This is a genomic window from Luteimonas sp. KH_071 (genome assembly GCF_057838005.1).
This window is the reverse complement of the sequence record NZ_CM174458.1, coordinates 18,415-33,776: the sequence shown is the minus strand read 5'-3', so window position 1 is coordinate 33,776 and position 15,362 is coordinate 18,415. Positions and strand designations below refer to the sequence as shown.

Annotated in this window: 13 protein-coding genes; 4 read left to right on the top strand and 9 right to left on the bottom strand. The window is 68.9% G+C overall.

Annotation, left to right across the window (positions count from 1 at the left end; genetic code table 11):
• Positions 1–101 precede the first annotated feature (101 nt).
• A complete protein-coding gene (locus AC3IRM_RS00150; RefSeq protein ID WP_489204323.1) occupies positions 102–575 on the bottom strand; it encodes an Lrp/AsnC family transcriptional regulator in 474 nt (157 codons plus the stop codon).
• Between the two features lie 130 nt (positions 576–705).
• Here AC3IRM_RS00150 and phhA point away from each other — a divergent pair, with 130 nt between their 5' ends.
• Positions 706–1,608: a phenylalanine 4-monooxygenase gene (phhA, locus tag AC3IRM_RS00145; protein WP_489204322.1), complete on the top strand. Its 903-nt coding sequence runs from the start codon at positions 706–708 to the stop codon at positions 1,606–1,608.
• Positions 1,609–1,904: 296 nt separating this feature from the next.
• Here the strand turns inward: phhA and AC3IRM_RS00140 are convergent, their stop codons facing one another.
• The 3 genes from AC3IRM_RS00140 to AC3IRM_RS00130 form a co-directional block, all read right to left on the bottom strand.
• A complete protein-coding gene (locus AC3IRM_RS00140) occupies positions 1,905–4,040 on the bottom strand; it encodes a TonB-dependent receptor family protein (RefSeq protein WP_489204321.1) in 2,136 nt (711 codons plus the stop codon).
• Complete coding sequence (gene azu, locus AC3IRM_RS00135) at positions 4,037–4,492, bottom strand: azurin (RefSeq protein ID WP_489204320.1); 456 nt, start codon at positions 4,490–4,492, stop codon at positions 4,037–4,039. Before azu ends, AC3IRM_RS00140 begins: the two co-directional genes overlap by 4 nt.
• Positions 4,493–4,982: 490 nt before the next feature.
• The gene (locus AC3IRM_RS00130) at positions 4,983–6,188 is read right to left on the bottom strand and encodes an amino acid aminotransferase (protein WP_489204319.1); all 1,206 of its coding nucleotides are present in this window, start codon (positions 6,186–6,188) and stop codon (positions 4,983–4,985) included.
• Positions 6,189–6,352: 164 nt separating this feature from the next.
• Between AC3IRM_RS00130 and AC3IRM_RS00125 the strand changes: the two genes are divergently transcribed.
• Together AC3IRM_RS00125 and AC3IRM_RS00120 are read left to right on the top strand one after the other, a co-directional pair.
• Complete coding sequence (locus tag AC3IRM_RS00125; protein WP_489204318.1) at positions 6,353–7,387, top strand: class 1 fructose-bisphosphatase; 1,035 nt, start codon at positions 6,353–6,355, stop codon at positions 7,385–7,387.
• The gene (locus AC3IRM_RS00120) at positions 7,384–8,085 is read left to right on the top strand and encodes a 2OG-Fe(II) oxygenase (RefSeq protein ID WP_489204317.1); all 702 of its coding nucleotides are present in this window, start codon (positions 7,384–7,386) and stop codon (positions 8,083–8,085) included. Before AC3IRM_RS00125 ends, AC3IRM_RS00120 begins: the two co-directional genes overlap by 4 nt.
• An 836-nt stretch (positions 8,086–8,921) precedes the next feature.
• Here AC3IRM_RS00120 and AC3IRM_RS00115 read toward each other — a convergent pair.
• From AC3IRM_RS00115 to AC3IRM_RS00105, 3 genes are all read right to left on the bottom strand, one after another.
• Positions 8,922–9,356: a response regulator gene (locus AC3IRM_RS00115; protein ID WP_489204316.1), complete on the bottom strand. Its 435-nt coding sequence runs from the start codon at positions 9,354–9,356 to the stop codon at positions 8,922–8,924.
• On the bottom strand, positions 9,353–10,420 hold the full coding sequence (locus AC3IRM_RS00110) for a PAS domain-containing sensor histidine kinase (protein WP_489204315.1): 1,068 nt from the start codon (positions 10,418–10,420) through the stop codon (positions 9,353–9,355). Before AC3IRM_RS00110 ends, AC3IRM_RS00115 begins: the two co-directional genes overlap by 4 nt.
• A gap of 81 nt (positions 10,421–10,501) precedes the next feature.
• Positions 10,502–11,596 carry a PA0069 family radical SAM protein gene (locus AC3IRM_RS00105; RefSeq protein WP_489204314.1) on the bottom strand — a complete coding sequence of 365 codons (1,095 nt, stop codon included), beginning with the start codon at positions 11,594–11,596 and terminating at the stop codon, positions 10,502–10,504.
• Between the two features lie 204 nt (positions 11,597–11,800).
• On the opposite strand from AC3IRM_RS00105, the gene AC3IRM_RS00100 reads away from it, so the two are divergent.
• The gene (locus tag AC3IRM_RS00100) at positions 11,801–13,114 is read left to right on the top strand and encodes a sigma-54 interaction domain-containing protein (RefSeq protein ID WP_489204312.1); all 1,314 of its coding nucleotides are present in this window, start codon (positions 11,801–11,803) and stop codon (positions 13,112–13,114) included.
• A 49-nt stretch (positions 13,115–13,163) separates the two neighbouring features.
• Here AC3IRM_RS00100 and AC3IRM_RS00095 read toward each other — a convergent pair whose 3' ends face one another.
• Entirely contained in the window at positions 13,164–14,552 is a 1,389-nt protein-coding gene (locus AC3IRM_RS00095; RefSeq protein WP_489204311.1) for a transporter family protein, read from the bottom strand.
• 37 nt (positions 14,553–14,589) lie between these two features.
• Complete coding sequence (locus AC3IRM_RS00090) at positions 14,590–15,351, bottom strand: hypothetical protein (protein ID WP_489204310.1); 762 nt, start codon at positions 15,349–15,351, stop codon at positions 14,590–14,592.
• Positions 15,352–15,362: the final 11 nt, after the last annotated feature.

The following is a 15,362-nucleotide window of genomic DNA, read 5'->3' as shown; positions in this document are numbered from 1 at the left end:
CGCCAGTGAAATCAAACGGTTAGGAGTTCCCCCCGGCCGATCCCAGTCGATTCACTTGCGTGATTGGTGCGTTATTGCCGCGGTTGCACCTCGATGGTGCGTCAGTTCCCCAAGGGCAGGCCGCGATCCGCCTTGACCGTGCGCAGCACGAAACTCGAGTTCACGTCGTCCACCGCCGGCTGGTTGAGCAGGCGGTCGAGCAGGAAGCGCGAGAAGTGTTCGAGATCGCGCACGATCACCTGCAGCAGGTAGTCCATGTCGCCGGTCAGCGCGTGACAGGCGATCACCTCCTCCCAGCCGTTGACCAGCGCGGCGAAGCCGGCGACCGCGGCGCTGTCGTGGTGCTTGAGCTGCACCCGCACGAAGGCCTGCAGGCCAAGGCCCAGGCGCTCGGCGCTGACATCGGCGCGGTAACCGGCGATCACCCCGTCGCGCTCCAGCCGCTGCACCCGTCGCAGACAGGCCGAGGCCGACAGATGGATGCGCTCGGCAAGGTCGGCATTGGTCAGCCGGCCGTTGCGCTGCAGCTCGGTCAGCAGCAGCAGGTCGGTGCGATCGAGGTCGGCAGCAGCCATCTTCGTTGTCCTGAATTGAGGATATGCGCAAGATTATTGCGCGCATCCGGCCTGGACGCGCAATCACGCAAGCCTGTTGCGGCGGAACGGCGCTATCGTCGTGGATCTGATGAATTCCACCGGAGTCGCCATGTCCGCCCAGCCGTCGAACGTCCCGCGCCGCGTCGAGAACATGCAGACCGACAAGGGTAGGGTGCCGGTCTACGCCACAGGCATCGTCGAGCAGCCCTGGGATACCTACAGCGCCGACGACCACGCGACCTGGGCCACGCTCTATGCGCGCCAGCGCGAACTGCTGGTCGGCCGTGCCTGCGACGAATTCCTGCAGGCGCAGGACGCGATGGGCATGACCCCGGACGCGATACCGAAATTCACCGAACTCAACGCAGTGCTGGAAGCCGCGACCGGCTGGACCCTGCTCGGCGTCGAGGGCCTGCTGCCGGAACTCGACTTCTTCGACCACCTCGCCAATCGTCGTTTCCCGGTGACCTGGTGGATCCGTCGTCCGGACCAGATCGACTACATCGAAGAACCCGACCTCTTCCACGATCTGTTCGGCCACGTGCCGCTGCTGATGAATCCGGTGTTCGCCGATTACATGGAGGCCTACGGCAAGGGCGGCGTCAAAGCGCACGGCATCGGCCCGGACGCGCTGCAGAACCTGACGCGGCTGTACTGGTACACGGTGGAGTTCGGCCTGATCCAGCAGGCCGACGGCCTGCGCATCTTCGGCGCGGGCATCGTGTCGTCGAAGGGCGAATCGATCTACTCGCTGGAATCGGATGCGCCCAACCGGATCGGCTTCGATCTGGAGCGCATCATGCGCACGCGCTACCGCATCGACACCTACCAGAAGACCTACTTCGTCATCGACAGCTTCGAGCAGCTGATGGACGCGACCGGCCCGGACTTCACCCCGATCTATGCGCGCCTGGCGCAGCAGGACACGGTGGGTGCGGGCACGGTGCGCGATGAGGATCGCGTGTTCCATCGCGGCACCGGCAAGGGGTGGACGGCGGGTGGGGATGTTTGAGGTTGCAGGTTGGCCACAGCGCCGACGCTAATAGAGATCGCTTGCCTCTGTGACCCGTCGCCCCAGCGGACGCTGGGGCCCATTTTGAGTTTGCCTTTCCACGCGGACGGACGGATCGCTGCGAACATGGATCCCAGCTCGACCAGACATGCGGCTGTTGAAAGCCGCTGGGATGACGGAATGAATGCCGAGGCTTTACGCGAACGGTCGCGCATCCAATGAATTCAAGTTCCGTCATTCCGGCGAAAGCCGGAATGACGAGTCAGAGTGACTAGACAAGGTTCGAGCCGCTCAGCTCACCGATTCCACATCCACTGCGCCCCCACCATCAGCCCACGCCCCGGGCCCGGCTCGAAGAACCGGCCGTTGCCTTCGTTGACGATCACCGAGCCGATGTAGGCGTGGTCGAGCACGTTGTCGACACGCACGAAGGTCCGCAGCTCGCCGGCATCGAAGCGCCAGCGGCGTGCGCCTTCGAGATGGACGAGCGCGTAGCCGGCCGCGCGTCCGGTCGCGAGATCGTCGACGACGACATCACCCACGCCCACGCCTTCGATCGCCGCGCTCCACGGACCGCCACTCCAGTCCAGGCGCGCGAACAGCTGCTTCGCCGGCACACCCGGAATGCGCGCGCCGGCCGCGACCGCCGTGGCCGGCACGGTGCAGCCCGCACCGGTGCAGACGAGGTAGTCATCGCGGAAGGTCGCATCCAGCCAGGTCGCGGCGACGCTGATATCGAACGACGCGCCCAGTGGCTGACGCAACGACAGCTCCGCACCCTGGCGACGCGCGCGGCCGATGTTCTGGAAACTGCTGCGCCCGCCAACATTGCGCGCAACGGCGAGCTCGTCGTCGGTGTCGGCGCGGAACAGCGCGGCGTTGAGCGTGGTGCCCGACCGCGCCCGCCACTTGGTGCCGAGTTCGAGGTTGTCGCTGATCGCCGGCGCGAGATCGAAGGCGAGCCCGGCGCCGCCGTCGGCGCGGTAGCCGAGTTCGTTGAAGGTCGGCGTCTCGAAGCCGCGTCCGGCTGACGCGTACACGCGCAGATCCTCGCGTGGCGCGAACGTGACGCCCACCACCGGCGAGGTCTGGCGGAACGCGATGCGGCCGCTGTCGTCAGGATTGCTCGCGGTCACGAACACGTCGCGCGAGACGAACTCCACCTCGCTGTGCCGCACGCCGGCCAGCAGCGACCAGCGCGGCGCGAAGGTCCAGTAGAGCTGCGCGAACTGGTCGCGGTTCTCGACGGTGTTGCGCTCGTCGCGTCTCAGCCGCCCGCGCACGCCGAGCGCGTCGCCGACGAAATTCTCGAAGCCCTGGCGGTCCTGGCGCTGGCGATCGGCATTCGCGCCGACGGTCGCTTCGAGCGGACGCCCGGCCAGCGTGCCTTCCCAGCTCCAGCGCAGGTCGAGGCCGCCGTAGCTGTTGTCGAGATCGATGACCCCGCCCGAGTTCAGCGGATTGGCCTGCGCGGCAGGTGGAATCGGCAGGTACTGCACCACCGCGCGCTCGCCGCCGTAGGCCATCGCGCGCACGGTATGCGCCTCGCCGATGCCGTGTTCGTAGACCGCGCCGGCCTGGCTCTGGCGCACGGTCTTGCGCGTATCGAACTGGCGCGCGACCGACGCGACCTGGCGCGGGTTCTCGCCCACCTGCGCAGCGGTCAGGCCGAGCGGATCCTGCGCGTCGATGTCGACGTGGTTCGCGACCAGATCGAGCCGGCGCCTGTCGCCGAAATCGAAGCGCAGCTTCGCGTTCGCCGAGTCGCGTCGCGCGGCGCTGTGGTCGCGCCAGCCGTCGGTGTCGAAGCGCGACAGCGCGAGGTTGTAGCCGACCGCGTCCGTGCCACCACGCAGCTGCGTCGACAGGCTGGTCGTGTTGTCGCGTCCGTGGCTGGCCTTGAAGCGCCAGGGATCGCCAGGCTGCCCGTCGGCGCTCCACAGCTGCACGACACCGCCCGAGGAATTGCCGTACAGCACCGAGAACGGGCCGCGCATGATCTCGATGCGGTCGCCGCCGACGAGGCTGAAATGCGAGAGCTGGCCCTGGCCGTCCGGCATCGACGCCGGAATGCCATCGGCGAACAGACGCACGCCGCGCACGCCGAACGTCGAGCGCGCACCGAAGCCGCGGATCGAAAGCTGCGTGTCCTGCGCGTGGTTCTGCCGGTCGCGCGCGAGCAGGCCAGGCACGCCCGACAGCGGTTCGGAGGCGACGGTGCCGGCGCGGTTGCTGTCCGCGTCGTCGAGGCGGATCGCATCCACAGACGCCGGCGTGTCGAAATCGCTGACCCCGCGCAGGCGCGTCGCATCCACGCGCACGCGCTCGAGTGTGGTGGGGGCATCACTCGCCGACTGCGCGCGCGCGACGCCGGGCGAGAGCAGGATCAGCGCCAACGCGATTGCCAGCGCGGTGGGGGCCGCGCGCATCAACCGAACACCAGCTTGCCGCGCATGACGTTCCAGTGGCCGGGGAACGAACAGAAGAAGGTGTAGTCGCCGCCACGCGTCAGACCGGCGGTGGGGAAGGTGATGGTCGTCGTCTCGCCGCCACCGATGACTTTCGTGTGTGCGATGACGCGCGTGTCGCCGGCGGGCAGATAGCTGCTGGCGAGGTTTGCGCGACCACCGGCGATCGCGACCGGGCGATAGTCTGCCGTGCGGGTCAGCACCCAGTTGTGGCCCATCGCCGCGGCCATCTGGCGCCCGGAGTGACGCAGGGTGAGACGCACTTGGGTGCAATCAGCGGCGACACGCAGTTCGGACGTGTCGAAACGCATCGCATCGTTGCTGCCGATCGACAGATCGCAGGTCCGCGCGAACGCGCCGGTGGCAGGCAACAACAGCAGCAGCGCGAGCGCGCCGCGCAGGGCGCGGTTCGGCATGACATCTCCGTAGGGATCGGGGGTTGCGGTGCGACGCATCGCGCCGCGCATTGTCGCAAAGGGCGGCGTGAACGGCCCGGGACGGAATGTCGCAGGCGGTCCGTTTGACTGCTGCTGTGCGCTCGCCGGACGACACGCCGCGATGCATACATTGCGTCGCTCCAGCGCATCGGCCAGACGATGCGCGCGCGCATCTCAAGTTCCGATGGTCGCCCCCACCCAACTCTCCCCCGCACGCGGGGGAAGGCTCGAAGCAATCAGCCGGCGCTACTGCTGGCGCTGATGACGCGCGAGCTGCGCGCATGGTTCCGTACGAACGGGCGCAGCACCTGATCGCTCATGAAATGCACTCGCGCATTTCATGGGCGATGCCCTTCCGCAGGAACGGCGAGCAGCGCAGGTTCCAAGCGGACGACTCGCGCATACGCATCCGAAGTTGCGATGCATCGCCCCACCCAGCCCTCGCGCACGCGGGAAGGGCTCGATCCAGTCAGCCGCGGCTGACCGCCGCGACGGCTTCGGCCACGTAATCCAGATTCTCCAGGCTCAACGCGGCCACGCAGATGCGGCCCGTGCCGACGGCGTAGATGCCGAACTCGTCACGCAGGCGATCGACCTGGGCGCGGCTCAGGCCGGAGTACGAGAACATGCCGGCCTGCTCGCCGATGAAGGCGAACTCGGGCGCGCCGTTGGCGGCGAGCTTTTCGACCAGGCCTGCGCGCAGGGCATGGATGCGCTCGCGCATCTGGCCCAGTTCCGTTTCCCAGCGCGCGCGCAGTTCGCTGCTGCCGAGCACGCCGGCGACCAGCGCGGCGCCATGCGTCGACGGGCTCGAATAGTTCGCGCGGATGATGCGCTTGATCTGCGACTGCACGCGCTTGCTCTCGTCGGCGTCGGCCGAGACCACGGTCAGCGCGCCGACGCGCTCGCCGTAGAGCGAGAACGACTTGGAATACGAACTGGCCACGACGAAGGTCGCGATGCCGGACTCGGCCAGCAGGCGCACCGCCGCTGCGTCTTCGTCGATGCCCCGGTCGAAGCCCTGGTAGGCCATGTCGATGAAGGGGAACAACTCGCGCTCGCGCAGGACGTCGATGACCTGGCGCCACTGGTCGACGGTGAGGTCGGCGCCGGTCGGGTTGTGACAGCAGGCGTGCAGCAGCACGACGGTGCCGGCCTCGAGCGTGCGCAGGTCGGCGAGCATGCCCGCGAAATCGACACCATGCGTGGCGGCGTCGAAGTAGGTGTAGTCGACGACCTCGAAGCCGACCGCGCCGAACACCGCGCGGTGGTTCTCCCAGCTGGGATTGCTGATCGCGATGGTCGCGTGCGGCAGCACCTTCTTCAGCAGGTCGGCGCCGGTGCGCAGCGCACCGCTGCCGCCGATGGTCTGGGTGGTCGCGACGCGGCCCGCGGCCAGCAGCGGCGACTCCACGCCGAACAGCAGTTCGCGGGTGGTCCTGGTGTAGTCGGGCATGCCGTCGATCGGCAGGTAGCCGCGCGGCTTGGCTTCGGCGGCCAGGCGCTGTTCGACCTCGCGCACCGCGTCGAGCACGGGAATGCGGCCGGCCTCGTCGTAGTAGATGCCGACGCCCAGATTGACCTTGGTGGTACGCGGATCTGCGTTGTAGGCCTCGCTCAGGCCGAGGATGGGATCACCGGGGACGAGTTCGACGTTCGCGAAAAAGGAGGACACGGGAGACTGCCTGCACGACGGAGGGGAGGGCGCCTGGCGCGCGGCTGCGCGACCAAACCCCACCAGAATACCGGCCACCGGCGGCCGGCGCGACGCGACGCCTGGGACAGCTGGGAGCTTTGGCGCGACAATGCGGGTTCCCCGACGCCCAGGACCGCCCGCGCATGCCCAGCATCTCCCTGACCCGCCACCTGATCGAGGAACAGCGCCTGGGCCATGTGACCCCGGACCTGCGGCTGCTGCTGGAAGTCGTGGCGCGCGCCTGCAAGCGCATCTCGGTGGCGGTCGGCAAGGGCGCGCTGGGCGATGTGCTGGGCGAAGCCGCGGCCGCCGGTGGCGGCGACAGCATCAACGTGCAGGGCGAGGCGCAGAAGAAGCTCGACGTGATCAGCAACGAGATCCTGCTCGAGGCCAATGCCTGGGGGGGGCATCTGGCGGCGTGTGCGTCGGAGGAAATGGAGCATTGCCAGCAGATCCCCGACGCCTTCCCGCGCGGCAACTATCTGCTGGTGTTCGATCCCCTCGACGGCAGCTCCAACATCGACATCAACGCCAGCGTCGGCACGATCTTCTCGGTGCTGCGTTGCCCGGAAGGCGTCAGCGCGGCGCAGGACCATGATTTCCTGCAGGCCGGCAGCACCCAGGTCGCGGCCGGCTACTGCCTGTACGGCCCGAGCACCATGCTGGTGCTGACCATCGGCCACGGCACGCATGCGTTCACGCTGGACCGCGAGCAGGGCTCGTTCGTGCTGACGACGAGCCACATGCGCATTCCGGCGCAGACCCGCGAATTCGCGATCAACATGTCCAACCAGCGTCACTGGGAAGCGCCGACGCAGGCCTACGTGAGCGATCTGCTGGCCGGTCAGGACGGCCCGCGCGCGCAGGACTTCAACATGCGCTGGGTGGCGGCGATGGTCGGCGACGTGCACCGGATCCTGACCCGCGGCGGCATCTTCATCTATCCCTGGGACCGCAAGGACCCCGCCAAGCCCGGCAAGCTGCGCCTGATGTACGAAGCGAACCCGATGGCCATGCTGGTCGAGCAGGCCGGCGGCGCGGCGACCAACGGCCGGACGCGCATCCTCGACATCGCCCCGACCTCGCTGCACCAGCGCGTGCCGGTGTTCCTCGGCTCCAAGGACGAAGTGGAGACCGCGACCCGTTACCACCTGCAGCACGACAGCGCCGCCGCATGAGCGGGGCCGATTTCATCGAAGTGACCCCGGGCGCACTGTCGCCCGAGGCCTGCGCGGCGATCGTCGGGCGGTTGCGGGCCAGCCCCGACCTGCAGGCGGGTGAGATCGGCGGCGGTGTGTATCCCGAACTCAAGCGCAGCCGCGACCTGTCGATCAACGACCGCCCCGACTGGGCCGACGTGGTGCAGCAGCTCAACGTCGCGGTCTATGCCGGCCTGATGGCCTACCTGCGCAAATATCCGCAGACCCTGATCGCCCCGCTGATGCTGCAGCAGCCGGGCAGCGATGGCGCACTGCGCCGCCTGGAAGCCGACGACTTCCCCAAGATGGACGACCAGCGCCTCGGCGGCCTGCTGCAGACCTGCCTGCGCCCGGGCGCGATCAACCTGCAGTGGTACGCGGCCGGCGAAGGCGGGTACCCGTACTGGCATTGCGAGCTGTACCCGCGCGACGCCAGTGGCGAAACCCTGCACCGGCATCTGCTGTGGACGATCTATCTCAACGACGGCTTCGACGCCGGCGAGACCGAATTCCTGTTCCAGCAACGCAAGATCACCCCGCGCACCGGCGACCTGCTCATCGCGCCGACGGCGTTCACCCATACCCATCGCGGCAACCGGCCGCAGAACGGCGACAAGTGCATCGCGACGAGCTGGATCCTGTTCCAGCGGGCGGAGACGTTGTACGGAGGCGGTTGATCCGAGCACCTCTCCCTCCGGGAGAGAGCCTGCCCCGGACTTGATCCGGGGTCGATGCGCACAGCGCATCGGGTGAGGGATGCGGTTGCTCTGCCTGCGCTTTTGCTCCTGCTCTGGCTCTGGCTCTGGCTCTGGCTTTCAGCTCTTGATCTGAAATCGAGCCGTAAAGCGAGCCGAGCACCGCAGCCTGGCGTGGCCGAAGAGCAGCCCATGTCTGAGCGCAGCGAGTTTGGGCTGCGTGCCGCGCCAGGCGAGGAGCGGAGGGCACCGATGCGGCTTCATCGCATCGGCTCGCGTCCGGCGAAGGGACCTTTTGGTTCCTTTTGGGTCCATCCAAAAGGGACTCGCACGCGCAGCGGGCGAAAGCCCTGCAATTGGCTTCGCTTCTCCGCTTTCAGCGCTCCGATCTGAGGATCAGGTCTTCGCTAAAGCAAAATCAAGTACAGAGCTTCCGCGCTGGCGCGCGGCTTACTTTTGTCTTGGCAAAAGTAAGCAAAACCGTCTTCGCCGGACGCGATCCGCCGCATACAGCCGCGGCGGTCCCCTGTGCTTCTCGGGCGACGGGGCACGCAGCCCAAACTCGCTGCGCTCAGACATGGGCTGCTCTACGACCCCGTCGCCCTGCGATGCTCGGCTCGCTTTACGGCTCGATTGAGATCAAGAGCCAAGCCAAAGCAAAGCAAATCAGAAGCGAAAAGCCAGAACCAAGGCGAGGGCAGAAACCGCGCCTTGTCTGCGCACGCCGTGAACAGCGTGCGCCACACGCACTGCGATCTGAAGTGGCTCGCCTCAGCTGAGTCCGACCACCTCAGCAGTCGAACCCAGAGATAAGTCCATCACCCCCGCGGGTGATTCAACACCAGCCAGTACAGCCCGATCTGCTTCACCACCTCGACGAACTGCTTGAAGTCCACCGGCTTGCGGATATAGCTGTTGACGCCCAGCGCGTAGCTGGCTTCGACGTCGAAAGGCTCGGTGCTGGTGGTCAGCACGACGACCGGCAGGCCGCGGGTCGCGGGGTTCGCGCGCAGGGCCTGCAGGACTTCGCGGCCGTCGAGCTTGGGCAGGTTGAGATCGAGCAGCACGATCGACGGCAGGTCGGCCGCATCGCGCGCGGCGTACTTGCCCTGGGCGAAGAGGTAGTCCAGCGCCTCGGCGCCGTCACCGACCACCACCAGCTGGCTGTCGATGGCCGCTTCGGCGAAGGCGATGCGGGTCAGTTCGGCGTCGTCGGGGTTGTCTTCGATCAACAGGATCGTGTGGTCGCTCATAGCGCGGCTGCGTCCTCGTCCGGCACCGCCGGCAGTTCGATGAAGAAGGTGGTGCCGGCGTCCGGTTCCGATTCCACGCGAATGTGTCCGCCCTGCGCACGCGCCAGTTGCTGGGCAATGGCCAGGCCGAGGCCATGTCCGGCCCCTTCGTCGGCACTGTGCAGGCGCCTGAACGGCACGAACAGTCGTTCAGCATAGCGCATGTCGAACCCGCGGCCAGCGTCGCGCAGGCGCAGCTGCAGGCGGTCGCCGACACGTTCGCCGTCGAGTTCGATGCGCACCGTGTCGCGATGCGCGGAGAACTTCCAGGCGTTGTGCAGCAGCTTGCCCAGCAGCTGCTTGAGTGCGTGCTCATCGCCCCAGGCCCAGAGGTCGGGCGCGATGTGGATCTCGGTGGCGCGACCCGGATCGGTGTCCTGCAGTTCGGCGCAGATCCAGTCGCCGAGCAGGCTGATGTCGACCGCCGCCGCCGCACGTGGCGGGCGCGAGGCGCGCATGGTTTCGAGCAGGGCGTCGATCAGGCCGCCGGCGTGGCCGGCCGCATGCTGGATGCGCTGCAGATGGTCGCGTGCGGTCTGCGGATCGGCGCCGACGTCCTGTGCCAGCAGCCGGCGCGCGAACTGCTCGATCGCCCGCACCGGTGCGCGCAGCTCGTGCGAGATGCCGAAGGCCAGCGTTTCCTGCTGGGCTTCAAGGGCCTTCAGCCCGGTGTCGTCGTGCAGCTGCAGCAGCGCGGTGCCGTCCGGCAGCGGGCGCAGGGTCAGACGCAGATGGCGCCCCTGCGCTTCGTCCGGGACCGGGATATCGCGCAGGGTGTCGTCGGCGTCCGGCAGCCGGGCAAGCGCGGCGTCGATGCGATCGGCGACACCGGGCAGGCACGCGTGGTGGGCGGCCTGACCGATCAGCGTGGCCGAAGGCGTCCCGAGCAGGACAGCCAGCGCGGTGTTGGCGCGCAGCCAGCGCCCGTCCGCCGAGAGCACGGCGAGACCGCAGGGCAGCTGGTCGATCAGGTCTACGGGGACGCCGGCATCGGCAGCGTTCCGCAGCGGGGCGACATCGGACATTGCGAGGGGGCGTCTCACGGGGACCGCGCAGTGTAGGAGACGCGCGCGTTGACGCGAGGTGCAGGCGACGTGAATACGCCGCTAGAACAGTTCGCCCTGTGGCGACGCCTTCCGCAGCGGCACGAAGCGGTCCGTCCGCAACGGGGGCAGGCGCGTGAAGCCCAGCGCGCGCCGGGCCCGGGCGAAGCGCGCGGCGATCAGTTCGGCGAACGGCCCCTGCCCACGCATGCGGTGGCCGAAAGTGCTGTCGTAGTCGCGGCCGCCGTGCATCTGCTGCAGCAGGCTCATCACATGGGCGGCGCGCTCGGGGTAATGCAGTTCGAGCCACTCCCGCCACACCGCCTTGAGCTCGTTGGGCAGTCGCAGCAGCACGTACGCGGCGCTGCCGGCGCCCGCCTCGCGCGCAGCGTCCAGGATCGCCTCGAGTTCCGAGTCGCTGATCATCGGCACCACCGGGGCGACGAGCACACCGACCGGCACGCCGGCCTCGTGCAGCGCGCGCATTGCCCGCAGCCGCGCGTGCGGGGCGGCGGCGCGCGGTTCCATGCGGGCCGAGAGGCGGTTGTCGAGCGAGGTCACCGAGAAATGCACCGTGACCAGACCGTCGGCCGCCATCGGCGCCAGCAGGTCGAGATCGCGGACGACGTTGGCGCTCTTGGTGACGATGCTGAAGGGATGCCGGGCTTCGGCCATGACCTCGATCAGCGCGCGCGTCAGCCCGTAGCGGCGTTCGATCGGCTGGTAACCGTCGGTGTTGATGCCCAGGGCGATCGGCGAGCAGACGTAGCCGGGGCGGGCGAACTCCGCGCGCAGGCGCTCGGCGGCGTTGGTCTTGGCATACAGACGGGTTTCGAAATCCAGGCCCGGCGACAGATCCAGATAGGCGTGCGAGGGCCGGGCGAAACAGTAGACGCAGCCATGCTCGCAGCCGCGGTACGGGTTCACCGACTGCGAGAAGCTGATGTCGGGCGAGGTGTTGCGGCTGACGATGCTGCGCGCGCGCTCCTCGGTCACCACGGTGGCCGGCGAGACCGCATCGTCCTGCTGCAGCTGCAGGGCGTCCCAGCCATCGTCCTCGGCCACGGCGGCGCGCTTCTCGAAGCGGCCGGCGACCCACGAGGCACTGCCGCGTCCCTTGAGGGCGACGGGAACGGGGGGTGGCGCGCGCGAACTCATGCCCGGAGTGTGGGCGCCTGCTGTCTCAGCCTGTGCGACAGCCGCACTGAATGCGTCGGCCAGCGGCTGTCCGCCTGCGGCCGCTCCCGGCGTTGGTCCGGACTGACACTCGGGGGCATCGATGGAGAGGGGCATGTCTGACAGGTTCGCGCCGGCATCGGCTGGCGGGTGCGCACGGCCGCATGGGACGGCGCCGTGGGTACGATGACGGCGCCCCGCGCCCAGCGCTGCGCGGTCTGGTTCGGGCGGCCGAGCGCGCGCGACGAGGCGGTGTTCGCGGCCAGCGGCTGGCATCTGCGCGTCGCCCGTCCCGACGCCAACGTCCAGGTGGGGATGCGCGGCGGCGATCTGGTGATCGCGGTGATCGACCTGCGCGGGGCCGATGCCGCGCATCTGGCCGCGCTCGAAGACATCCTCGCCGAGCACGCCGACCTGCCGAGCCTGGCGCTCGCCGACGACACGATCGACCTGGGCGATCCGGCCTGCCAGCGCGTGCTCGCCCGCTGCGGCGGCCGCCTGCCCCAACCGCTCGATCCGGGCGCCCTGGACGCCGCGCTCGCGACCCTGCTCGCCAGCCCGCGACGCGACATCGCCAGCGTCGGCGGCGAGAGCGCGGCGATGCTCGGCGTGCGTGCCCTGTTGCATCGCTACGCCGATGTCGAACTGCCGGTGCTGATCACCGGTGAGTCCGGCACCGGCAAGGAGCTCGCCGCGCACGCGCTGCACGATCTCTCCGGCCGGCGCGCGCGACCGTTCGTGGCGATGAACTGCGGCGCGATCTCGCCGACCCTGGTGCAGTCGGAGCTCTTCGGCCACGAGCGCGGCGCGTTCACCGGTGCGGCGACCCGGCGCATGGGTCTGTTCGAATCGGCCGATGGCGGCACGGTGTTCCTCGACGAGATCGGCGACCTGCCGCTCGATGCGCAGACCAACCTGCTGCGCGTGCTGCAGGAAGGCACGATCGAGCGCGTCGGCAGCAACCACGCCATCCGCGTCGATGTGCGCGTGCTGGCCGCGACCCATGTCGATCTGGAAGCGGCGATCGCCGCGGGGCGGTTCCGCCAGGATCTCTACTACCGCCTCGACGTGCTGCGCCTGCAGCTGCCACCGTTGCGCGCGCGCGGCAGCGATGTCGAGCTGCTCGCCCGCCAGTTCCTCGACGAATTCCGCGCCGGTCACGCCGTGCAGGCGCGCGGCTTCAGCGCCGCCGCGCGGCAGTGCCTGCGCCAGCATGCGTGGCCGGGCAACGTGCGCGAGCTGCTCAACCGTGTGCGTCGCGCGGCGGTCGTCGCCGAGCACGCCCTGATCGAACCCGCGGACCTCGAACTCGGCGCGTCGAACGCCAAGGTCGTCGCGCTCGACCACCGCCGCGACCGCACCGAGCGCGATGCACTGCTCGACGCGTTGCGCGCCACCGGCTGCAACGTCAGTGCGAGCGCACGTCGGCTCAGCGTGTCGCGCGTGACGATCTACCGGCTGTGCCGCAAGCACGGCGTGTCGCTGGAAACGTTCCGTTGAAGCCGTAGGGAGTCGTCGTGCAGGCGCGCGCCTGCACGGGAAGCCGGTCCTACAGCGAGTAGGGCACCTTCACCGTCAGGTTGAAGTCCGGCGCGTCCGGGGTCAGGCCGATGCCGAGCACGCCGACGAAGGTCGCGTTCGGCGTCATCGCGTGGGTCACGCCCAGGCTCATCGTCGCGGCGTTGGCGTCGCTGCCGATCAGCTTCACCCAGTCGGCGCCCTCGTAGCGCGTCCGCGCGCGCGCGTTGAGCCGGTCGCTGAAGGAGATGCTCAGGCTGGTGCGTTCGTTGAACGCGAACGCGACGCCGGCGCCGAAGTAGAACGCATGGCCCAGCTCGACCCGGCCGGGATTCGTCGTGTCCGGGTTGTTGTCGAGATCGCCGAAGTCCTTCGCGAACGACCGCACGTAGCCGACGTTGCCGAACAGGATCGCCGGGTCGGTGGTCTTGACCGCCGACAGGCCCACGGTCGCCTGCCACAGGCCGTTGCCCGTGGGCTGCTCCTCGGGCACCGCGAAGCGGATGAAGTTGTCGGAGTCGCGCTCGAGCACGCGCCACGGAATGCCATAGGGCTCGCGGCCGGTCGGCGCGGTGACGCCGACGTTGAGCACGGTTTCCGGCCACGGCCCGCGCTCGCCGAACAGTTTCCAGTTCGCGCTCGCGCTGATGTCACCCAGCCCATGGCCGTCGGTTTCTTCCTGCGCGATCGCCGCCGCCGCGCCGCCGGCGCCGCCCTTCTGGTAGACGGTCTTGCGCGCGATGTAGGGCACGTCGAGGTTGAGACTCAGGCGCGGGCTCACACCCCAGCGCGCGGCGAAGTTGTAGTTCACCGTGTCGGACTCGACGTTCTCGATCGCGATGTTGCCGAGGAAGATCGCATCCAGCGCGAGGAAGCCGTTGAGCGTGACCTGCTTGCGGTCGTAGCGGTTGTAGCTGATGCCGTTCTCCAGCGTCAGCCGGCGGTTGAACAGCGCGGTGCTCTGCTGTTTGACGTCGGCGACGCTGCGCGAGTCGGTGTCCTGGGCGCGCTGCGCATCCTCGGCGGTGCTGGCGTACCCCTCGTCGCCGCGCGATGCCGGCGTTGCCGCCGAACCGCCCGGCGGCGGCGGGGATCCGGACGCTGGCGGAGACGACACCGGTGCAGGCGCGACCGGTTGCGCGGCCATCTGCGGCGCGTCACGCGGTGCGATGGCCGGTGCCACCCCCGCGACGCGCGCCTGCAGTGCCTGGATCTGCATGTCCAGTTCGCGCAGCCGGCGCACTTCCTGCGCGTAGTCCTGCTTCAGTGACTGCAGCTCCTGCAGCAGCTGCTGCATGCGCGCGCGGTCTTCTGCGGTGATCTGGCCGGCGTCCTGCGCCGGGGCGATGGCGGGACACAGCAGTGCCAGTCCCAGCGCGATGGCCAATGGCCGTCGCGCGCGTGTCGGTGTCGATTCCAAGGTGCCCCTCCCGCATCGACGCGTGTGTCTGCCTGCCTCAGATACCGCCGGCACGGGTCATGCCGATAGCCTGGATCAGGTTCTGGTGGATGGTCTGGCTGGACGGCACCGACTGGCGCACGAGATCCAGCTGCAACTGGTTGCCGACCGCCTGGCCGTTGCCGGCGAGCTGGATGCTCTGGCCGATCGAACGTGTATCGATCCACTGCTCGGCGGCGCCCTGACCGGCCACCTGCAGCAGGATCCGCGCGCCGCCGTCTTCGAGCGACGCTCGCGCGTGTGCGCCGTTGAGCGTCATGTCGGCGACCGTCGTGCTGCCGGTGTTCGCGGCCCCGACGGGACCGTCGCCATCGCGCACCTGCAGCGACAGGCCGTTGCGCGCGATGTTGCCGTCGCCGGCGACCTGCACGCTCTGCACCAGTCCGCCGACGTTGGCGAGTCCGGAGGCGTCGACCTCGCCGATGCCCGCAGCGGCGGCCAGCGCCGGTGTCTGTTCGGTGATCGTGACGCTGGGCTGGAAGCTGACCTCCGGCTTCGCACCGCGCAGGTCGAAGCCCAGCTTCACCGCGCCCTGTATCGACTGGCCGGCACTGGTGACCCAGTTCGACACCATGGTCACGCCGAACCAGGCCACGCGGTTGTCGCCGACGATGTAGCGCCCGCGCATCGCGCCGAGTTCGCTGTCGGGAATCTCGCGCAGGACGCTGGCGCGCTGGGGTGTCGCCGTATCGCTGGACCACGCCGGCGCGACGCTCGCGCCCAGGGCGATGGCCACCAGCCATGTCGTGCAAGTCCGCATCTCATCTCTCC